General features: G+C 42.0%; 20 protein-coding genes, 3 tRNA genes and 1 pseudogene. 13 read left to right on the top strand and 11 right to left on the bottom strand.

Annotated elements, in window-relative coordinates:
* Positions 1-84: 84 nt before the first annotated feature.
* The 4 genes and pseudogenes from NAF19_RS07085 to NAF19_RS07065 all read right to left on the bottom strand — a co-directional run bounded on the left by NAF19_RS07085 (position 85) and on the right by NAF19_RS07065 (position 2,107).
* A complete protein-coding gene (locus NAF19_RS07085) occupies positions 85-483 on the bottom strand; it encodes a DUF1801 domain-containing protein (protein ID WP_252789121.1) in 399 nt (132 codons plus the stop codon).
* Positions 484-493: 10 nt separating this feature from the next.
* The gene (locus NAF19_RS07080; RefSeq protein ID WP_252789120.1) at positions 494-1,069 is read right to left on the bottom strand and encodes a hypothetical protein; all 576 of its coding nucleotides are present in this window, start codon (positions 1,067-1,069) and stop codon (positions 494-496) included.
* Positions 1,070-1,399 (bottom strand): annotated as a pseudogene (locus NAF19_RS30915) (MoaF-related domain-containing protein). It lies immediately after the preceding gene.
* 105 nt (positions 1,400-1,504) lie between these two features.
* Entirely contained in the window at positions 1,505-2,107 is a 603-nt protein-coding gene (locus tag NAF19_RS07065) for a DUF1684 domain-containing protein (protein ID WP_252789117.1), read from the bottom strand.
* A gap of 282 nt (positions 2,108-2,389) precedes the next feature.
* On the opposite strand from NAF19_RS07065, the gene NAF19_RS07060 reads away from it, so the two are divergent.
* The 3 genes from NAF19_RS07060 (at position 2,390) to NAF19_RS07050 (ending at position 4,552) form a co-directional block, all read left to right on the top strand.
* Entirely contained in the window at positions 2,390-3,496 is a 1,107-nt protein-coding gene (locus NAF19_RS07060; RefSeq protein ID WP_252789116.1) for an AI-2E family transporter, read from the top strand.
* Positions 3,497-3,543: 47 nt separating this feature from the next.
* On the top strand, positions 3,544-4,023 hold the full coding sequence (locus tag NAF19_RS07055; protein WP_252789115.1) for a GNAT family N-acetyltransferase: 480 nt from the start codon (positions 3,544-3,546) through the stop codon (positions 4,021-4,023).
* A 64-nt stretch (positions 4,024-4,087) separates the two neighbouring features.
* Entirely contained in the window at positions 4,088-4,552 is a 465-nt protein-coding gene (locus NAF19_RS07050; protein ID WP_252789114.1) for a hypothetical protein, read from the top strand.
* Here NAF19_RS07050 and NAF19_RS07045 read toward each other — a convergent pair.
* A complete protein-coding gene (locus NAF19_RS07045) occupies positions 4,549-4,851 on the bottom strand; it encodes a hypothetical protein (RefSeq protein WP_252789113.1) in 303 nt (100 codons plus the stop codon). The genes NAF19_RS07050 and NAF19_RS07045 overlap by 4 nt on opposite strands.
* A 112-nt stretch (positions 4,852-4,963) precedes the next feature.
* On the opposite strand from NAF19_RS07045, the gene NAF19_RS07040 reads away from it, so the two are divergent.
* Positions 4,964-5,761 carry an NIPSNAP family protein gene (locus NAF19_RS07040; RefSeq protein ID WP_252789112.1) on the top strand — a complete coding sequence of 266 codons (798 nt, stop codon included), beginning with the start codon at positions 4,964-4,966 and terminating at the stop codon, positions 5,759-5,761.
* A gap of 18 nt (positions 5,762-5,779) precedes the next feature.
* Positions 5,780-6,364, top strand: a complete 585-nt coding sequence (locus NAF19_RS07035) for a hypothetical protein (RefSeq protein ID WP_252789111.1) — start codon at positions 5,780-5,782, stop codon at positions 6,362-6,364.
* A 162-nt stretch (positions 6,365-6,526) separates the two neighbouring features.
* On the opposite strand, the gene NAF19_RS07030 is transcribed toward NAF19_RS07035, so the two are convergent.
* The gene (locus NAF19_RS07030; RefSeq protein ID WP_252789110.1) at positions 6,527-6,931 is read right to left on the bottom strand and encodes a (R)-mandelonitrile lyase; all 405 of its coding nucleotides are present in this window, start codon (positions 6,929-6,931) and stop codon (positions 6,527-6,529) included.
* A 299-nt stretch (positions 6,932-7,230) separates the two neighbouring features.
* Here NAF19_RS07030 and NAF19_RS07025 point away from each other — a divergent pair, with 299 nt between their 5' ends.
* The 3 genes from NAF19_RS07025 (at position 7,231) to NAF19_RS07015 (ending at position 10,535) form a co-directional block, all read left to right on the top strand.
* Entirely contained in the window at positions 7,231-7,701 is a 471-nt protein-coding gene (locus tag NAF19_RS07025; protein ID WP_252789109.1) for a (2Fe-2S)-binding protein, read from the top strand.
* On the top strand, positions 7,698-8,306 hold the full coding sequence (locus NAF19_RS07020; RefSeq protein ID WP_252789108.1) for a hypothetical protein: 609 nt from the start codon (positions 7,698-7,700) through the stop codon (positions 8,304-8,306). Before NAF19_RS07025 ends, NAF19_RS07020 begins: the two co-directional genes overlap by 4 nt.
* 72 nt (positions 8,307-8,378) lie before the next feature.
* Positions 8,379-10,535, top strand: coding sequence for a xanthine dehydrogenase family protein molybdopterin-binding subunit (locus NAF19_RS07015; protein ID WP_252789107.1), 2,157 nt, complete (start codon positions 8,379-8,381; stop codon positions 10,533-10,535).
* Between the two features lie 77 nt (positions 10,536-10,612).
* On the opposite strand, the gene NAF19_RS07010 is transcribed toward NAF19_RS07015, so the two are convergent.
* From NAF19_RS07010 to NAF19_RS06995, 4 genes are all read right to left on the bottom strand, one after another.
* A tRNA-Cys gene (locus NAF19_RS07010) sits at positions 10,613-10,684 on the bottom strand.
* 88 nt (positions 10,685-10,772) lie between these two features.
* Positions 10,773-10,846, bottom strand: a tRNA-Ile gene (locus tag NAF19_RS07005).
* Positions 10,847-10,851: 5 nt separating this feature from the next.
* Positions 10,852-10,926: transfer RNA gene (locus NAF19_RS07000), tRNA-Pro, on the bottom strand.
* A 198-nt stretch (positions 10,927-11,124) separates the two neighbouring features.
* On the bottom strand, positions 11,125-11,958 hold the full coding sequence (locus NAF19_RS06995) for an SDR family NAD(P)-dependent oxidoreductase (RefSeq protein WP_252789106.1): 834 nt from the start codon (positions 11,956-11,958) through the stop codon (positions 11,125-11,127).
* A 231-nt stretch (positions 11,959-12,189) separates the two neighbouring features.
* Between NAF19_RS06995 and NAF19_RS06990 the strand changes: the two genes are divergently transcribed.
* The 4 genes from NAF19_RS06990 to NAF19_RS06975 all read left to right on the top strand — a co-directional run bounded on the left by NAF19_RS06990 (position 12,190) and on the right by NAF19_RS06975 (position 15,453).
* Complete coding sequence (locus tag NAF19_RS06990; RefSeq protein WP_252789105.1) at positions 12,190-12,921, top strand: hypothetical protein; 732 nt, start codon at positions 12,190-12,192, stop codon at positions 12,919-12,921.
* 735 nt (positions 12,922-13,656) lie between these two features.
* A complete protein-coding gene (locus NAF19_RS06985) occupies positions 13,657-13,956 on the top strand; it encodes a type II toxin-antitoxin system TacA family antitoxin (RefSeq protein ID WP_252789104.1) in 300 nt (99 codons plus the stop codon).
* A complete protein-coding gene (locus tag NAF19_RS06980) occupies positions 13,931-14,437 on the top strand; it encodes a GNAT family N-acetyltransferase (protein ID WP_252789103.1) in 507 nt (168 codons plus the stop codon). The genes NAF19_RS06985 and NAF19_RS06980 overlap by 26 nt, the downstream gene beginning before the upstream one ends.
* Positions 14,438-14,814: 377 nt before the next feature.
* Complete coding sequence (locus NAF19_RS06975; RefSeq protein WP_252789102.1) at positions 14,815-15,453, top strand: putative polyvalent protein kinase domain-containing protein; 639 nt, start codon at positions 14,815-14,817, stop codon at positions 15,451-15,453.
* Positions 15,454-15,902: 449 nt separating this feature from the next.
* Here the strand turns inward: NAF19_RS06975 and NAF19_RS06970 are convergent, their stop codons facing one another.
* On the bottom strand, positions 15,903-17,663 hold the full coding sequence (locus NAF19_RS06970; RefSeq protein ID WP_252789101.1) for a GmrSD restriction endonuclease domain-containing protein: 1,761 nt from the start codon (positions 17,661-17,663) through the stop codon (positions 15,903-15,905).
* Between the two features lie 312 nt (positions 17,664-17,975).
* Between NAF19_RS06970 and NAF19_RS06965 the strand changes: the two genes are divergently transcribed.
* Positions 17,976-19,340, top strand: coding sequence for a HEPN domain-containing protein (locus tag NAF19_RS06965; protein ID WP_252789100.1), 1,365 nt, complete (start codon positions 17,976-17,978; stop codon positions 19,338-19,340).
* Positions 19,341-19,562 lie beyond the last annotated feature (222 nt).

Here is a 19,562-nt window from a genome sequence, read left to right as displayed (position 1 = left end):
CAAACTAAGGTTTTAGTAATGCAATATACTGTAAATGTTACGAGAAACTTACTGTTTAATTTTTGCCGCGAAAATAAATATATTTCATTTGCGACTGGCCCTCATCTTTTCGATCATCGCTATCAAATCAACCGGGGCGCAATCGGCAATCAATTCTTTAACAATCGATAAGGGCATCGCATCGGCAGTTTTAAAATTTATGCAGCCTTTTTGAAATTTGGCCTTATCCAGCAACTTGATGTACTTGCCATATATAACCGGCGAACCATACATCGGCATTAAATGTAAACTCATATAATCCTTTACGCTTGCCAACCCGTATTTAAACACCTTCCGGTCTTTATACAATATCATTTGTTTACTCATCATTGTGCCAACTTCAGCCACAATTGATTCGTCGGTATTTATGATAATATCATGGATACTTGCCAATATGGCCTGTCTCTCGTCGGGTTGCGCTGAAATGTATGCTTCGGGTGTCATAGCTATATGTTTATTGGTTTGGGATATCGTACCGCCACTTTCCTATTATTTTAAACATTTCAGGGTATTTAACCGAGTACCTGATTTCATACTTGTCGCCGGTCAAAAAATCGCCTTTATCTTCATAACGGGGATGATCTATCACCTTACCACCCACTTTATATTCAAAGATAGCATAATAGCTGGTGCTGCTTCGCCCATGGCGGACCTGTATCCCGGCAATAGTTGCCGTGGTGGTGTCGGTCGGTTGGGTTTTCAATATCATCTCACGCCGTTCGGTGGCCAGGTTCGAAACCAGGTAGAACCCCCCAAGCATAACAGCCAATAACAATCCAATAGAGAGCAGCCTTGTAAGTCGTACTTTTAGGGGCTCGGAATTTTGTGTTTTAAATTCCCCCGTCTGCTCATCTAGCGGCGTACCTTTGATTGCCCTGATAAAAAGCACTATCCAGCCTCCCAAAACCGTAATGTATGCAATGGTTGATACCAGGTAGTTATTTTTATAATCTTCAAAATAAATTGCAAGCGAGCCTGCAATAATCAATGAAGGGCCGGCAATCAAGGGGTTTATTTTGTTGGGGTCCATTTACCCTCTAAGATAATTATAAATATAAATCAAAGTAATCGTTCCTTTTGCGTGGCTAAATTCTCCGCCCGACGATGTCCAGTTGGAATAAATTATACCTTTCTCATAATCATGCACCTGGCTAACGGAGGTGCCGTTTTGCTCCTGCCAGGTAACCATATACAACTACGGCCTTAGTTCGGTTAGCTGTATGGCTACTGTCTCAACTAGATTTACTTTTTCACCGCCTTTTTCGGTGATGGTGAAGGTCAAACGAGTATCACTTTCAATATTGAGTATGGCTTTTGCCATTCCAAAATCAAGCTGGTATTCTTTTCCTGTTATGCTCATGGTGTCGATGGTTTATAATACAATACAAATTTGAGCACAAGGGTTTAAAAACATAGCACGTGTTAGTGCCTTTGCGGGGGGGCAATCAGGCCGCCGTCCGGACGATCAATGTCCCTTTCCGCCGGCATAATTCTTCTCTCCAGCCTCAATAGCAACGTCAAGCCGGTTTTCATCAGGTGGCTTTGGGCACGAATAACCTGCAGCAAAGGCACAATAGGGGTTGTAGGCTTTGTTGAAATCAACAACTGCGGTATTGCCATTTATGTCGCCGGTGCGCATGTCAATGTATCTGCCGCCGCCATAGGTCGTGGTTCCGTTGGTTTCATCAGCAAAAGGCAAAAACAAATAATCTTTATATTGTGGCAATTTTGCCAGCGACACGCTCCTGTATAACGACAATTGCGTGGGCTTACCTTTAAGTGTAAATTTCAGCACGGCATATTTTACATATTCGCTACCGGTGCCACTAAAAACCGGCATTATAAAGCCCGGCTGGTTCAGCAAAACCTCAACTGTTGCTGTTACGCGGTAACTACTGTCGGCATCGTAAAAGCGCAGCAGGGCCAGGTCGTCTTTTTTTAAGGGTGAATTATTATCAGTTAAAAAGTCGTCTTTGTATTGCTGGCGGAATTTGGCAATTTGGGCGCTGTAGTCCTGCGCGGAGCAGGAAAGGCCGGTAATTAAAAGCAGGAAAAATAAGTATTTCATATATTCAATATTGCCCTGGTTGGCGATGCAATATACAACACCTACCCTTTTTTACAAAGGTCGCCTGCCTCCCGAAAACTAATGTAACATTGCAGAGAAAAATAAATGCGCCATGGGGTAGCGCCTCTAATCGCACGTCACCTTTTCGGGGCGATTTAAATCGGCCCCTATTGCTTCGTTCTTAAACCACCATATTTATAATTAAATATACACCAATTTCAAACGGTATCTTTCAAACAAATCAGCCGCTAAATTCTTTCATGCATGTAAAACTTGAAGTATATGTCGATAAAAATTAAGGATCAGCCATTTTATATACAAAGTACTGCCGTGTTGTTTGGCATCATATTATTGGTTTATGTAATGTCGCAACTTGCCGATATATTGGTGCCACTGGCATTTGCCGCGTTTTTAGCCATATTGCTCAATCCGCTTTGCAACTGGCTGCAGCGGCATAAATTTGGCAGGGGCCTTTCAATAGCGACCGCAATGCTGGCGGCACTTATTGTTGTTACCGCAGTATTTTATTTCTTGTCGACCCAAATAATGCAATTTGGCGACGCCCTGCCCACCCTCGAAAAAAAGTTTTCGACGATTACCCTCCACCTTAAAGAATGGATATCGCAAAATTTTAATGTTCCCGTAGCTAAACAGGACGAATTGGTGAAAGAAACGTTAAACAACAGTCGGACTATGGTTGGCAAAACGCTAAATGGGCTTATAGGAACACTCGGCGTCATTGTGCTGTTGCCGGTTTATATATTTTTTATGCTGCTGTATAAAACACTAATTCTTAATTTCCTGTACGAGGTATTCTCCGAAGAAAACTCAAAAAAAGTGGGCGAAATTTTGAGCGAAACGAAAGGTGCAATTCAAAGCTATATTATAGGCCTGCTTATTGAAACAACTATTGTTGCCATTTTAAATTCGACTGCCTTGCTTTTGCTGGGCATAAAATATGGTATCCTAATCGGCTGCATTGGTGCAATACTTAATCTTATACCATACTTGGGCGGCATAGTGGCTATTGCGCTACCTGTACTGATGGCCACTGTTACCAAGGATGGTTATTCAACCCAGCTTGGTGTTATTATAGCCTATATTGTTATACAGTTTATTGACAATAATATATTGGTGCCTCGTATAGTATCCTCAAAAGTTCAAATCAATGCGTTAATGTCAATTATCGTGGTATTGCTGGGCAACCAATTATGGGGGCTATCGGGCATGTTTTTATCTATCCCCTTTGTGGCGGTGTTAAAAATTATCTTCGACCGGATTGACGAGCTTAAACCATGGGGCAAATTACTTGGCGACAACATCCCGACCAAAAACATTGGCGAACGATGGAAAAGCAGGCAGCGTAAAAAAGCAGTTTTACCCAGCTAAATTGCGCAAAAGACAGCTGACCCTGCTATTTATTTTATTATAAAATAATGCCATTAAATATATTTGCATTAATGGAGCAAATAGTATTAAAACGCACCAACAGCGCCGACCCTCACTTCCAATCGTTAATAAAACATTTAGACGCCGACCTGCGGCTGCGCAATGGCGATGAAATGGACGAATACGACCAGCACAACGTCATCGCCCCTATTGATACCGTTGTAATTGCTTACCTCGATAACGAGCCTGCCGCATGCGGCTGCTTTAAAAAATACAATGAAACTACGGTAGAGATTAAACGGATGTTTGTTGCACCAGAGGCCCGCGGCAAAGGTATCAGTCGTAAAATTTTGGGTGAACTGGAAACATGGGCGCATACTTTAGGGTTCGGGTATGTTATTTTGGAAACCGGCGGCAGGCAGGTGGAAGCGCTGGGGCTTTACCAGCGGGCTGGCTATACGCGTATTGCAAATTATCCACCATACGAGGAAATGGCCGACAGCTTTTGTTTCAGGAAAGAGCTGTAAAAAATGGTATAAAAATTAAAATGTTTTTATCCGGCAATCGTCTTAAATGGCATAGGCTTATCTCATGTACCAAATACTCCTTCCGCTGCATTCTGTAACCCGCTGGCTGGTCTTATTATCGTTGCTATTTGCTATTTATCGCGGCTACCGGGGTTGGCTGGGCAACAAGCCCTACACCACAGTTGATAATGCTGCAAGATTATTTGCCGTAAACATTGCCCATATCCAGCTGGTAATAGGCCTTTGGCTGTATTTTATCAGCCCAATAGTAAATTATTTTCTGCATAATTTTAAAGAGGCGGTACACGAACGGCAGATACGTTTTTTCGGGATGGAGCACATCACCATGATGGCTATTGCCATTGTTTTTATCACCATAGGCTCGGCAAAAGCAAAACGTAAGCCTACCGACAAGGATAAATTTAAAACCATGGCAATTTGGTTTAGCATTAGCCTGCTATTAATTTTTACGTCGATACCATGGTCGTTTTCGCCGCTGATAAGCCGGCCCTTATGGAGGTGGTTTTAGAATAGATGACCTAAAAATACGCAACCGGCAATCCCTAAAACAATTGCCCAATATTTAATTTCGATCCAAAATAAAGTATTTTTGCTTTTGGGGGCTTCTCTTATACCCTCCCTGATAACAGCCGGGCCGCCATCATAAAACCATATTATAAATGATGAAAGCAATAAAGATATCGGCAAGATAAAACGGTCATCCCAATTCAACCCATCAAATAAAATAAACAGGACGCAACCGCATATTAACGGAATAGCAGGAACAAAAAGCCCCTTGCCATTATGGGGAATAAAGTGTGCTAACATTTGTTAAATATAAAACAAAGACTTTGATGCGCAAAGTATTGCGTATCTGCGCGAAAACTACATAAAATCCGCCCTAATATAATTACCTTAGCTATCCATAATCCCCACCTCCATGCAACGACGATCATTTGTAAAATCATCTATCATAGGCGGCGCTGCTGCCACCATTGCACCAGCCATAAGCAGCGCTATGGCAAAAAGCAATCCACCCACCACACAGGAGTATTACGAACTGCGGGTTTATACTTTAAAAGATTTAACCCAGCAAAAGCTGGTTGAAGACTATTTAAAGAATGCCGCTATACCCGCCTTAAACCGACTGGGCGTAAAACACATTGGTGTGTTTACCGAACTGAAACCGACCGGGCAGACAAAATTATACGCCATTGCGCCATACCATGGGCTCGACCATTATGCAAGTGTAACCGATAGCCTGGGGAAAGATGAGGACCTTAAACGCAAAGGGACGGCCTACTTAAACGCCCCGGCTACAGCCCCGGCGTATGAGCGCATTGAAAGCTCGCTGTTAAAAGCGTTTAAGCATTTCCCAACTCTTACAGCCCCGCCAAAAAAATCGAGAATATTTGAGCTGCGTCAGTACCAAAGCGCAAGCGATGCCGCCGGCAAAAAGAAGATAGAAATGTTTAACGACAAAGGCGAAATTGACATTTTTAAACGCCTCGGCTTTAACCCCGTTTTCTGGGGTGAAACCATCATCGGTCCGCTGCGCCCAAACCTAACCTACATGGTTACGTTTGACGACCTTGCCGATAAAGATGCCCATTGGAAAGACTTTGTTGATGATACCCAATGGCACGAAATAAGCGCCGTGCCTGAATATGCCGATGCGCTGCTGGTAAATAAAATAACTTCGATATTATTGGTGCCGACGGAATTTTCGCAGATATAATACACGCGGAATATCACAATGAAACTTAACCTCTTTATAATCGCAATTGTCTTAATCAGCTGTAAACTAAAGCCATCGCCCGGGTACATCATTACACCAGGCGGCGAAAGTTTTACACCAACCGATACATCAGGTGTTCTGGTGGGTAATATCAAATTTGAGTTAAAGGCAACTAAAGAGGAAAAAGAAATTTTTGATGATGGCATTGTCCCTTGGGTTAATATCGCCAACCCGAAAAAACAACTGGATAGCCTGATAAGCGCCGACGAAATAGTTTTATCATCGCCCAAGGCGACGCTAATAATCGACTACCCTTTAACCAGCAAGGCCATATTCGTTATCGAAAGCCCGAATGGTTTTTCGCGAAAGCAACTCATCCTGTTAATCAGCGAGAAATATCATCAAATTTATAAAGAGGAAGAAGATGGAGCTACCACCAAGGCCATCCCAGTTGACCAACGGGGCAACGAACTGAACCGTAATCAAACCAACGGCAAATATGGCATTTGGGGCCACGATATTACCGACCTCGATTTGGGCTCAATTGATGTGCGTAAAAGCCCAGATGGCGAAATATTCCTGGAGCTGGACATTGAGTCGTAATACACGGCAAAAAATTTAACAACTTTTTAAAAGTTGTTAAATCTAAAACCGCAATTACCTGCTTCCCCACACTTTGCTGCAAATGTGCGGGGTACCATGCCCCCTTTTATCTTTATTTTGACGAAACTTAAGCCGCTTTTGCCTAATGTTTTTAAATATTGTTTACCCGTTATATTCCTCGTCGGTTACCCTTTCCAGCCAATTCACCATTCCGTTTTGCGTGTTGGGATTAATAGCCAGGTGAGTCATTTCACTATTAGCCGAGGCACCGTGCCAATGTAATAAGTCAGGCGCAATAGTGATAACATCTCCTTTACGAATTACCTGTATCGGCTTTCCTTTTTCCTGGTAATAACCTGTACCATCGGTCACAAGCAGTATTTGCCCGCCCGGGTGGGTATGCCAGTTATTTCTTGAGCCTGGTTGAAATATAACGCTGGCCACTACGGTGTTAAGCGTGGTATCTTTAGGCACCAGCGTGTTTACCCATGTTGTACCGGTAAAGTAATCAACGGGAGCCGCGTCGCCCTTGGGGAATATAGCGGCGTGATTTTCTGTGTTTTCCATAACTAAATGCATTTGTTTTTCTAAGCATTACAAAGATAGCTCCACAAAATAGCCAGCCGGTTACAACAATCAAACAAAAGGTTATGGAATTCAAATAAATAGAAGCGTATAGCACGGGAGTTTAATACGGCAAAAGGCAAATCAGCCATCAACTGATTCAGGTTGATAAAAAAGATAACGCTGCATGTAAATTGTTTGAAATTTGTAATTTTTTGTTTGATTGTTGTTAGCCATTATTAAAAATTACCCCGATATTTATACTGGTTATTATTGAAACTTACTTAACCACACCATCGCTTATGATTACCCTTAATGTAAACGGGCAGCGGCACAACGTTGATGCCGACCCTAACATGCCCTTGTTGTGGGCCATCCGTGATATACTTGGCCTAACCGGCACCAAATATGGTTGTGGCGCTGCACAGTGCGGGGCCTGCACCGTGCACCTCAATGGCGAAGCGGTACGGTCTTGCGTTACCAAGGTTAGCCGCGCGGCAGGTCAGCAGATAGTCACCATCGAAGGCCTTTCTGTAGCTAATGACCATCCGCTGCAACTGGCCTGGAATGAGCTGAATGTTCCGCAATGCGGTTATTGCCAGTCGGGCCAATTGATGTCGGCGGCGGTACTGTTGCGCGAAAATCCCAACCCAACGGACCAGGACATTGACGATGCTATGTCGGGCAATATTTGCCGTTGCGGTACTTACCAGCGCGTTAGGGCGGCGATACACAAAGCAGCAGCAATGCAGCGGGAAGGGGCCAAAATATGAAAAAACTGGCAGCAATAACTGTTATACTCCTGATAGGCAGCGCTATCATTTTATCGTTCAAAACCGAAACGGCAAAAGTTAATACCACTGCCACGTTGCCCAAAGACAGCGTTGGCTCTGTAAAAGCTTTCATATCGGTATACAAAGTGTTGATGAGCGCACGCTGCATGAATTGCCACCCATCCGGCGATGTACCCTTGCAGGGCGATGATAGCCATTTACATACAATGAATGTAAAGCGTGGTGCAGACGGACACGGTATGTATTCCGTACGTTGCAGCAACTGCCACCAGGCCGAAAATACGCGTGGGTTACACATGCCACCGGGCAACCCAAAATGGGGGTTGCCACCTGCCAATATGCGGATGGTATTCCAGGGGCGCACACCACGCGAACTGGCTTTGCAACTGCTCGATCCCAAACAAAACGGCGGCCGGACTAAAGCACAGCTGATTGATCACATGGCTAACGACGCTCTGGTAGGCTGGGCCTGGCACCCCGGCGATGGCCGCACCTTGCCACCTTTGACCAGGCCTGCTTTTGCGGCACAGGTTCGTGCATGGATAGCAAAAGGTGCTTATGCACCCGGCGCAGATGCAAAATAGAATAACAGAAATCAATAACCGGAAGCCTTAAAAACAGGCTAAGATATTTAATACATTAAAACGTATTTGAACATGGAAACCAAAGAGGTATCACGCAGAAATTTTCTAAGGGTAACAGGCATAGCCGGCACAGCGCTTTGCCTAGGCTTCTATTTCCCGGCAAACGCCAAACAGGAAGAGTTAGTTACAGCATCCGGCGCCGCCGATTCGGAGATTGAGATGAATGCCTGGATACGTATTGATGCCAATGGCAAGGTTACACTTACCGACCATCGCGCCGAAATGGGCCAGGGCTCGTACCAATCGGTACCGCAAATTATTGCAGAGGAACTGGAAGTTGACCTGAAAGACATCAACGTGGTTTTTGCGCAGGGCGACCAGGCGAAATACGGCAGCCAGATAACCGGCGGCAGCTCGACTATCAGGGGGATCTATAAAAAACTGCTGAAACTGAGCGCCACCGCACGCGAAATGCTTATAACCGCCGCAGCAACTAAATGGAATGTTCCGGGCGGCGAATGTTATGCCGAATCGGGCCACGTTATTCATAAACCTTCCGGCAAGAAATTTAATTATGGCGAGTTGGTTGCTGTTGCGTCAAAGCTTCCCGCGCCTAAGGAGGTTAAGCTCAAAAAAATATCGGAATATAAACTCATCCGCAAGCCCCTTCAAAAACTTGATACGCCACTAAAAACCAATGGCGGTGCTATTTTCGGGCTGGATAAAAAGCTGCCGGGCATGTTGTATGCCGTAGTAGAACGCAATCCACGCCAGCGCGGTAAAGTGAAAAGCTTTAGTGACGCGGCTGCCCTAAAGGTGCCGGGAGTTAAGCATGTGTTTAAGGTGCAGATGAAAGTATTCAATACCATTCGTGAGGGCGTTGCTGTAGTGGCCGACTCAACCTGGGCGGCTATGCAGGGCAGGAAAGTTTTACATGTTGAATGGGACGACAGCGGGTTTGAGCATGTGAACAGTGCGGACTTATTTAAACGGCAGGAAGAATTGCTCCGGAAAGAGGAAGGCCTCTTCGCCAAAAAACAGGGCGACCCGGATAAAGCAATTGAGCAGGCGGCTAAAAAGATAGATGTTATTTATCAAACACCTTACCAGGCACACAGCGCTATGGAACCGCTGAATTGCGTTGCATATTATCAAAGCGATAAGGTAGAGGTTTGGGGCCCTATACAAGCGCCCGACTGGGTACAGGGCGGTATCAGTACCGAATTTAAAATCCCTAAAGAGAAAATAATAGTTAATATGACTTTTTTGGGTGGCGGGTTCGGCAGAAAAGCCTTCCTGGATTACCCGCTCGAAGCTGTTACCATATCTAAAGAAATAGGCAAACCGGTGCAGGTTGTTTGGACAAGGGAAGATGACATGACCCAGGGGCCGTTCCGCGCCGGAATATCATACCGCGGGCAAGGGGCTATAGAGAATGGTGAAATTAGTGCGCTGAAATTCAAAATGGCCGGGCAGAATATCGACCACTGGAACAGCCCGAAACGCGACCATGCAAATGGCAGCACAACCGAAGGCTTTTTAAACCCTTATTTCGAGAGTATTAAAAACATAAGCTTTGCAGATGTACCGTTCGAAATGCCGCTGCCCAATATGTGGTGGCGCTCGGTTTATGCCTCCACCAACGGGTTTGCCTATGAGAGCTTTATGAACGAAATGGCCGTTTTAGCCGGGCAGGACCAGCTTGATTTTCGCAGGCGCTATTTAAAGGATGAGCGTTGCCAGCGGCTGATAGATAAAATGGAAGAAGTATCGGGTTGGAAATCAAGAAAAAAAGGTGATGGGTTCGGCGTAGCAATCACAGAATGTTTTACCAGCACTGTTGGGCAGGTTGTCAAAGTTTCAAGACGCGCCGATGGAAAAGTCAAAATCGACCATGTTTGGGCAGTGATGGATTGCGGTTGGTATGTAAACCCGGATATCATCAGCGCCCAGGTAGAGGGCTCAATAGTGATGGCGCTTGGCGCAGCAACAACCCACGAAATAACCTTTAAAGATGGCCTAACCGAGCAGCAAAATTTTTATAATTACCAAATGCCGCGAATGAGCGACATGCCACTGGTTGAGGTACACGTTATGGACAATGACGCAGATGCCGGCGGCGTAGGAGAACCTGGTCTGCCGCCGTTTTCGCCTGCTTTAACCGATGCCATTTTTGATTTAACCGGCAAGCGGATAAGGAAGCTGCCTTTTGACATGAATGCGGTTTAGTTTTTTCAGGCGTTCAGCTTTGATTGGATAACCCGGATCAAACCCCGGTGCTGCCGTTGCACCACGGGAAATTTTTGAGGCCGGTACAAGATTCGAACTTGTGCAATTTCCTTTTGCAGAGGAACCCCTTACCATTCGGGCAACCGGCCGTTTTTAAAGTGGAGAACCCGGGTAACGATCCCGGATGTCCGGATTTTCGGTCCGGCGCATACATCCTATTTGCTAATTCTCCATTAGTGGAAATAAAAGGACTTGAACCTTTAACCGACACCGTATAAGGGTGCTGCTCTAACCAATTGAGCTATATTTCCTTCAGTAGGGTAACCCGGACTCGAACCGGGAACCTCTCCGTTCCAAACGGAGTAATCTGAACCAATTGATATACTACCCTGAAATGTGCCTAAAACAAAAAATCCCCTTAGGTTTATCTAAGAGGATTCGCGTATTTATAATATTTTAAGTCAATACATAGCTATCCCCTCCGATAAATCGGCTGCGGTATAAAGCATTGTATTGATGTTGTATTCATGGCGCAATGATACGAAGAATTTTTAATTTCCAAATAATATTTTTTTATTTAGCAGTCATACTATTCATTTAACCTGAATTTTTGCCTGAATTCCATCATTGATTTGTTGCTCGCCTTTAGGTACAAACCTGTAAATAATCGCGAAAACTGCAAAATCAACCGGGCAATGCGCGGGAATAAAATCACTTCCTTATTAGCGGCCACCCCTTTTAAAATATAATCTACTGCCTTAGCTACCGGCAATCCCGGCTCAAATTTTTTAATAGCCTCGCGGTTCCAGCCGGGCTTTGAATTAACGGCCGGCAGGGCATCAATAATTGGCGTATCAATATAACCCGGGCACACCGTATTTGCTTTTATATTAAATGCCCGCGCCTCGTTTCGCAACACCCTGGTATAATTTAAAACCGCATGTTTGGATGCGCTATATGGCCCAATCAGCGGAATCATAGCAAGTAACCCGGCCAGCGATGAGGTATTCACAATTTGCCCCGAGCCTTGTTTCAGCATTTGCTGATAAGCCGTATGCGAGCCATGCAGCACCCCATAAAAATTTACATCCATCACTTTTTTCCATTGGCTGATGGATATATCACGCAACTCGCCGCTAATGCCCATGCCGGCGTTATTGAAAATCAAGTCTATCCGGCCATGCGCAGCCACCATTTCACCTATCACCTCTTCAAAATCATGGATTTGGGTAACGTCCAGCTTGTGGGCAACGGCGGTACTGTCGCCAATTAGCTTAACGGTTTCTTCGGCGTTTGCAACATTTACATCGGTACAATAAACAATGGCGCCACATTCGGCAAGCTTTTGGCAAAGGCCGCGGCCCATGCCCGAGCCGCCGCCGGTAACTAAAGCCGTTTTATTGAGGTAGTAGTTATTGTACATAGTTGGTTGCCAGGTTGATAAATAGTGATTCCGTTGGTTTTGTTGTGATAAAATTAAGCGAATATTATAACGAGCCGTCCTCGTTTAAAAAAAATATCTCGAAAAATATTACGTGGGCTTATTCCGTATCCTCCAACCCCATTCCATTAAATTTTTTAACCTGTACATTATTTCCCCGATATTTGGCGGGTGTGTTAAACCTGTGCCCGTGGTTTGTGTCTGAGCTATTATATGAAAAAACTTAAACTTATCTATGCCCTTTTGCCTTTGCTGGCATTCACATCCTGTAAAAAAGATAGCCCGGTAAAACTGGTAACACCAACCAAGCCTGTAATAGCTGCCGTGAGCGATTCGGTTGCTTACACGATAGATGGCGTAACGTATACAGCCAGTGATATGTCCCTGAGTAGTATATCCTCGGGCACCGAAGATGCGAACCGGAAACTGGTTTACCCGGACAGCACTAACAAATACATGTATGCGCTTGTCGGCAAGCCGGACTCTGTGCTATTTTTTGAAAAACATACCATTTATTCTAAAAGTGCAAACATCAACATCTTCTTCGTAAAGAAATTTTTCAGGCAGCAAACGCCGCTTAACTTTCCCGGCCTAAAAAGCGTGCTTACCCTGTTTACTGTTGGCAAACATCCGCTTGCTGAGGATTTTGAATGGCAAAATTCGCAAAATGGCATTGCTATAGATGCAGCGGTTAGTGATAATAAAGGCTATTCATCGTACAATTCGTATGATGGCCCCTCTACTGTGGTGATCCCGCCGGGATTTCAAAAGAATTCGAGCTTCGAGATCACCAGCTTTGTTCACGCAACAGACGGCAATGGCGGCTACAACCTGGAAGCAAAGTTTACCGCGCTGTTATTTAATCGCAACGGCGAACAAAAGAAACTGGAAAACGGTTACTTACGCCTCCATATCGATCCGATGTATGCTGCTAATGGTATATAAGCATTAATGATTCCCTTGCGAATCACCAGGCCGCTTTACGTAAGTAAGTCGGCTTTTTTTTATATGCGCGAAGCTTTCGCTGCCGCTTGCGGTTTGTCGGGCTGATATGCTGACAGGTAACAAACCTGGTATTTGCGATTGATTGTATAAATAGACATCATTGGGGTCTGACATTCAATATACCGACCTACCTAAACGCGGGCCACAAGCGAGGATGCTCATACCTTTTTATGACAGTACCTTACGGAAGCGGAGAAAAGCCTGACCTGGCAGGACAATACTAACAATGAAAATAAATTTGCTTTGTACGGTAATGTTCCGTACATTTGTAGTGCTGGTACGAAATAGACAATGGGCTTTTTAGATGAAGCCGCTATCGGAATCTTTTATGAATAGTAAAAGAGCTTAAATTAAAAATTACAAAAAATCATCAACTGCAAGCAAATCAAACAAAGGCATTACAACGAAAGCAATTAAAATCAAGCGTCAAAAAAATTAAGATCAATTAGCACAGAAAATCATTTAGATTAAAGCATAACAAGATCACTACGACAACTCACACGCATCAAATCAAGCAAGCAAAAACAAGCCAAATTCAAATCAAATTCAAATCAAAGCAAATTTAAAAATAATCGATAAACCACAGATAAAAGTAACAAATCAACTATAAACACCAAGAAAAGAAGTAAGTTAAAGCATAATAGAAAAGAAGATAGAAAAGAGATAAATCACATTATGGCAACTACAGTTAACGATAGAATCGATGTTCGTATTAGCAAAGAACAGAAAGAGTTGTTTAAGTATGCGTCAGAACTGCGTGGTTTTAAAAGTTTAACAGAGTTTGTTGTTTTTTGTATCAAATCCGAGACAAATAAAATTATTAATGACAACAACACGATGTTGAAAAGTATGGAAGATAAAAAGATCTTTGTTAATGCACTATTAAATCCTCCTGTTCCTAACGACAAACTTAAAAAGGCTCAGTTAACCTATAATAAGTTTGCTAAAAATGGAATTAACATTAGAAATACTTGATAAAACGCATATCAGAAGTGATTTCGATTGCGGACATCCTGCATTGGATAATTATATAAAAGCGCAGGCCAGTCAGGACGTAAAAAGGGATATTTCGGTTTGTTACGTATTGAGTGATAACCCGAAAAAAGTAGTAGCAGGTTTCTACACACTCTCCAGCCATTCGATACCATTGGCTGATTTGCCGGAGGAACTGGGTAAAAAACTGCCTAAGTCTTACAAAGATATACCAACTGCCTTATTAGGTAGGCTGGCGGTAAGTAATGAGTATAAGGGTAATCGATTGGGTGAAATGTTGTTGTTGGACGCGCTTAACCGGTGTGCTGATTTATCGGACAGCATAGGTACGCTGGCAGTTATAGTTGACCCAATTGATGAAAAGGCGGTTAGTTTTTACGAAGCCTACGGTTTCATAAACCTACCTGATAGTGAACGAATGTTCATTACGATAAAAACCATAAAAGCCTCAAAGGCTACATAATTAAAAAATAATACAAAAAAGGAAGCCAAAAGCTTCCTTTTTTATTTAAGAGCCTAAGTAAAGTACACTACAATCAGTGCTTCGCTCAGTCATGTTTTTGTTCCGAATTGACCCGTAGTTGGAAACTCAGGCATAGCGGTTCGTAGAAATCAGACAGCGGACTATTATTGTTCAAGGACGGTAGTTAGAAACTACCAGCATAGCTAATCCGTAGACGCAGGTTACGGACAGCGGCTTTTTTTATACGTGCAAAGCTTTCGCTACCGCAGTATGACGCTTGCGCTAGCGAAAGAAAATGAAAAACGCGGCAGCAAGGGCAGGCGGGCAGGTGCCATTGTCGCTTAAATAATAATATATTATCTTTGGTAATCGGTAAAATGCGGGATATAAAACATGAATTACAAAATATCATTCTCGGAAATGGACCGGTTGGCCAACCAGGCAAACTCAAAAAAGTCCAGGCTTTCCTTAGAGCAAATGCGGGAACAGGTATCCCAGTTGAAAAACAGCAGTACTTCAAAAGTGAAGAAGCAGCAGCGTTAGTAATATTCGCCGGGCTGGAAAAGCTATTTTACGAACCGGCGATTAACGAAAATGACTTTATTAGCGAAGGTGCCGAACAAAGAGTTTACCGCCTTGATGATTTACACGTTATTAAAACTAACGGCGGCATTTTTTATGAAAGCTGGCTCGACTATTTTAACAGCTTGCTCATCCACAATCATTTTTTTCCTGCCACAGCCTACCAATTTCTTGGATTCAAAATTATTGATAACGAACTGCATGCAGTTGTGAAGCAGCAATTCATAGTAACTTCGGAACCGACAGACCTTTCCGCTGTGAAGCAATTCCTCACTTACAACGGGTTTTGGAACAACCGAAATAACGATTATGTTCATAAAGGGCTTGGCTTGATTTTCGAGGACCTTCACGACGAAAACGTGCTTTCAAACAATGGCGTGCTTTTCTTTATCGATACAATTTTTTATTTAAAACCTGATTTTTATCTCGAATAGGCATTATTTCATATTGATGCCATGCAAATAACCCCCTAATGTCACAAGCGGGGCTGTTATTGTTTAAGGACGGTTTTATAAACTACCTGCATAGCTAATCCGTAGATGTAATCTACGGACAGCGGCGGCTACAACCTGGAAGCAAAGTTTACCGCAATGTTATTTAATCGCAACGGCGAACAAAAGAAACTGGAAAACGGTTACTTACGCCTGCATATTGACCCGATGTACGCTGCTAATGGTATATAAGTATTGATGATCCGCAAGCGGATCATCAGGCCGCTTTACGTAAGTAAGGCGGCTTTTTTTATGCATGCAAAGCTTTTGCTGCCGCAAGTTGGGGTGGTGGGGCTATTATTGTTCAAGGACGGTAGTTACAAACTACCAGCATAGCTAACCGCAGATGTACCTACGGACAGCAGCAATTATCAATCAACGCTAACTATTTTCTACGACGAAAGTATTCTTTGCCAAAGTAAGACCTCCTTATCCCGTTTTACTTCAACCGTGCTGGTGCCTTGACGTTCGTAATAGTGTTCGCCAAATTTAACAGGTTCTTTGTCCATTTGAATTTTTAAAATCAAAATAGTCTTGTCATAATAATTAAAATAGTCAATGTTACGGAGTAATTGATCTATATATTTGGATGGGGTGATTTTGCTCATCCGTATCTTATTTTCGATCTTTGACCGATAATCTTCGTCAGATTTATAATTTTTGACCTCATTTTGGACACCTGTTACAAAAAATTTTTTGTATGGTATTGATTTAGTCTTATAAAATTTTTCATGCCAATCGCTGTCATTTTTATTATCGGCAACTCCAATGACAACGTATCCAATACTCTCTTTTCCGCCGTTAGCAATTGCAGTCAATGTCTTTAAAACTTTTTCAAAGGCATTTTCATCGAACTCATTTTTTCCTTGTAACCTATGAAAGCCTATTTTAAAATCATAACTGGTATTTTCAGTATTAGAACCGCCTAATAGATTTTCTAATTTAATAACGCCATTATTTAGGGCAGGATCATTTTGCGTACGTTTTGAGAAGTGCTTCCTAATAAAACCCTTGACAACTTCTATACCTTGTTCTCTTTGTTTTGATAAGTTGTAGTCGTCGGCATTCGGAGTTAGGTATTTATCGCCAAATCCAACTAATTCAGTAGCTAGTTTTTGATGATTTATGATTTTCAATTGTTCTTTGACCAAAAGATCATAAAAAGCTAAGAAAAAAACAGGGAACGATCTATTTACGTAATGTGTTTCTTTTTGAAATAAAATTTTAAAGAAAGAACTGCTAGTTGATTCAAATGTATTTCTTAGCTCTTCAAATACAGCTTCGAACATTGTTACAAGATAAGTGTCACCCAATTTTTTGATTTTTTGTTCAATTGGATTGTTGGGTTTATAGAATTCGTCTAGATTTTTAGATATCCCTGCTGGACGTGGTTCAATTAAAATTGCGCTAAGTAGATTTGCAACTATTTCTTCATCCCTTGACTCTCGTATATTTTCTGCGGTAATTATATTGTGTTTTCGCCAAAATATTCCGCCTAAATTAATTCCATAATCAAGTTTCCTACTATTTATAGAAATTTTCTTCATTTTGTTTAAGCTTAATCTATCGGTATGAGAAACGTCTCCTCTTATGCTTTCTGACAATATTCTAACAAGTTTGCCGAACGAATTTGTCGAACCGGCTTGCCTTATTTCTTGACTTGAAAGATGCTTACCGCTAGAATTTATTCTTTTAAAGATATCGTCGATAGCTGATTCTTGCTTAAAAATAGATACTGACAAGGGTAATTGGTAGCTTGCAATCGCTTTACAGATATCTCGATTTAGTTTAGGAACACTTTGCTTAAGTAACTTTTTGTCTAAAAGAAGCTTGGTTCCTGATATTGCCTCCAAATCGAAAAATTGTCCATTGTAAGAAAACTCGCCTTCTATAAATGTTATTATGGCATTCAGACGCTGCATTCCGTCAATGATTTCGAGTACTGTGTCACCCTTATATTGAATTTCGGCAACCAAAAATAAAGGCACAGGGTAGTTTAAAGATATTGAGTCTATAAAACTTTCTTTTTCCTCAATTGTCCAAACTAATTTTCGTTGATATCTTCTGTTTACCAAAAGCATATCTTTTGAATAATAATCAAAGATTGTTTCTACAGTTTCGGGTCGAATAATGAGTTTTTTTGTTACGTCCATGACAAGATAGGTTTAAGTCGACAATATGCATGATAAATCCATTAATACAAAATTATTTGGAAGAATAATCCTTTCGCTACCGCATACGTCCTCGGTTGTGACACGCTTACAAGAAACAAACCGTGCATTTGCGATTGGTTGCATAAATATACTTCATTGGAGTTTACCCTGCATTATCTCGAATAGCTTACGGGCTACCTAAACGCGGGCCGCAAGTGGGGACGCTACAGCAGCGAGGGGATTTTGCCTGCGCCGATACTGGCGCCAGAAGAGGAAAGAAATTAAAAGAGTTATTATATACCTTTGATAGTAATGGATTTAGAAGAAGATACAAAAACGGCAGAGCATCTTGAAAATCTCATGGTTGAGGTAGGCGAATTGGTTAAAAAGAAAATTTCCTCTGGTAATGTTATGCACGGCGTGGATGAATCATATGGTTGGAAAATAAACAACTTTTTTTATACCCAAAATGGAGTAGAGATTGACCACGCATCACGCATTATTCATAAAAAGAAGAATTGGACGAAAGCAAGCTTTGATCTAAGTTCCGATATTTATCGACTTTCGACATTTCTTGCAGCAGAAAAATACTTGCGTGAAAGAAATGCGGATCAGTATGCCATTATCCCAATCCAAAGTTTTATCTATAAAATTCTTCCTGTATATTTTGAAGGGAATGGGAGCCCGGATAAGAGTACCTTACAAGCAATAAAAAACAAAGTAATTTCAGAATTAAATGGTGATCCTGTCCATGGAACTGCAACTGTACATTTGTCAGGTGTAATTTTAGATTTTCCAGAATTTAGGATAGATGAACATGCTATTTTAAGACAAACAAAACAATCTGATTTTGAACAATCGGAATACCAGGATTTACCTATTCAACATATTTTCCCATTTAATACTGCTATTCTTGAAATTACCTATATTTCAAAAGATCGAAATGGCGCTTTGCTTCAACAAAAAGTTGAAGAATATATGGCCCTTCTAAAACTGTATTTTCCGGGTAGTATTCAATACAGGTCATATGAAATTAAATTCGATATAATAACTCCGCTTTCTAATGGCGGTAACATGGGCATACCCGCAAAGCAAATTCTTCCTTGGCAAAAAAGTGTTTTCAAAAAGGAAATGGAATCGTCATTTATAAACTTCATTAAAACGTTAGTTATTCCAAAAAACTTTTATGCTTTTGAAAAAAAGGTAGACTACATATCTACAGCCTTTGATAGATATAATGAGGCTTTAACTGAAAACGTTCCTACTGAAAGAAGGATCGCTAATGCCATGATGGGAATTGAAGCGCTTCTATCAAATGATACCCAAGAGTTATCATTTAAGATGCAAACCAGAACAAGCAAAATACTGGGTGTTTTAGGATTTAAGCCATTAGAAGTTAGGAGCCATCTTAGTAAGGCATACGGCATTAGAAGCAAGTTTGCACATGGTGGCTATTTAACTGATGGTGATAAATCAAAATTTATAACCGAATTTATTAACATCGATAATTTTGCATTGATAATTATCAATTACGTAAGAATAGTATTGGTTACCACTATAGCTATTGATCTGAGCAAGAATACATTGATTTCTCTTCTCGATGATTCCTTTATAGATGATAATAAGGTTGCCGAACTTAAAAATAAACTTGAAAATATAAAGGAACTTGTAATCTGATACGAGTAAGAAATTCTTCCCCACCGCTCTTCCCCCGTTCTCGCAAGCGTTTTTGTTCTTTCGCTACCGCAAGCGTCCTCGCTTTTGGTACGCTGACAGGTAACAAACTGTGTATTTGCGATTGATTGCATAAATGGACACATCGGGGCCTGCCATCCAATATACCGACCTACATGTCGGCTACCTAAACTCGGGCCACAAGCGAGTACCTTGCGGCAGCAG

The sequence above is a fragment of the Mucilaginibacter flavidus genome, assembly GCF_024055575.1.
Lineage (GTDB): Bacteria > Bacteroidota > Bacteroidia > Sphingobacteriales > Sphingobacteriaceae > Mucilaginibacter > Mucilaginibacter flavidus.
Note: the sequence above shows the minus strand (reverse complement) of the source record. Positions and strands in the feature narration are given on the sequence as shown.

Bases quoted from the DNA above. Each gene is read 5' to 3' on its own strand.
- NAF19_RS07060 (WP_252789116.1), top strand. From the start codon at position 2,390: ATGTCGATAAAAATTAAGGATCAGCCATTTTATATACAAAGTACTGCC.
- NAF19_RS07050 (WP_252789114.1), top strand. From the start codon at position 4,088: ATGTACCAAATACTCCTTCCGCTGCATTCTGTAACCCGCTGGCTGGTC.
- NAF19_RS07055 (WP_252789115.1), top strand. From the start codon at position 3,544: ATGCCATTAAATATATTTGCATTAATGGAGCAAATAGTATTAAAACGC.
- NAF19_RS06975 (WP_252789102.1), top strand. From the start codon at position 14,815: ATGCGGGATATAAAACATGAATTACAAAATATCATTCTCGGAAATGGA.
- NAF19_RS07045 (WP_252789113.1), bottom strand. From the start codon at position 4,851: ATGTTAGCACACTTTATTCCCCATAATGGCAAGGGGCTTTTTGTTCCT.
- NAF19_RS07035 (WP_252789111.1), top strand. From the start codon at position 5,780: ATGAAACTTAACCTCTTTATAATCGCAATTGTCTTAATCAGCTGTAAA.
- NAF19_RS07030 (WP_252789110.1), bottom strand. From the start codon at position 6,931: ATGGAAAACACAGAAAATCACGCCGCTATATTCCCCAAGGGCGACGCG.
- NAF19_RS07015 (WP_252789107.1), top strand. From the start codon at position 8,379: ATGGAAACCAAAGAGGTATCACGCAGAAATTTTCTAAGGGTAACAGGC.
- NAF19_RS07020 (WP_252789108.1), top strand. From the start codon at position 7,698: ATGAAAAAACTGGCAGCAATAACTGTTATACTCCTGATAGGCAGCGCT.
- NAF19_RS07040 (WP_252789112.1), top strand. From the start codon at position 4,964: ATGCAACGACGATCATTTGTAAAATCATCTATCATAGGCGGCGCTGCT.
- NAF19_RS06965 (WP_252789100.1), top strand. From the start codon at position 17,976: ATGGATTTAGAAGAAGATACAAAAACGGCAGAGCATCTTGAAAATCTC.
- NAF19_RS06980 (WP_252789103.1), top strand. From the start codon at position 13,931: ATGGAATTAACATTAGAAATACTTGATAAAACGCATATCAGAAGTGAT.
- NAF19_RS07065 (WP_252789117.1), bottom strand. From the start codon at position 2,107: ATGAAATACTTATTTTTCCTGCTTTTAATTACCGGCCTTTCCTGCTCC.
- NAF19_RS07085 (WP_252789121.1), bottom strand. From the start codon at position 483: ATGACACCCGAAGCATACATTTCAGCGCAACCCGACGAGAGACAGGCC.
- NAF19_RS06985 (WP_252789104.1), top strand. From the start codon at position 13,657: ATGGCAACTACAGTTAACGATAGAATCGATGTTCGTATTAGCAAAGAA.
- NAF19_RS06990 (WP_252789105.1), top strand. From the start codon at position 12,190: ATGAAAAAACTTAAACTTATCTATGCCCTTTTGCCTTTGCTGGCATTC.
- NAF19_RS07080 (WP_252789120.1), bottom strand. From the start codon at position 1,069: ATGGACCCCAACAAAATAAACCCCTTGATTGCCGGCCCTTCATTGATT.
- NAF19_RS07025 (WP_252789109.1), top strand. From the start codon at position 7,231: ATGATTACCCTTAATGTAAACGGGCAGCGGCACAACGTTGATGCCGAC.
- NAF19_RS06995 (WP_252789106.1), bottom strand. From the start codon at position 11,958: ATGTACAATAACTACTACCTCAATAAAACGGCTTTAGTTACCGGCGGC.
- NAF19_RS06970 (WP_252789101.1), bottom strand. From the start codon at position 17,663: ATGGACGTAACAAAAAAACTCATTATTCGACCCGAAACTGTAGAAACA.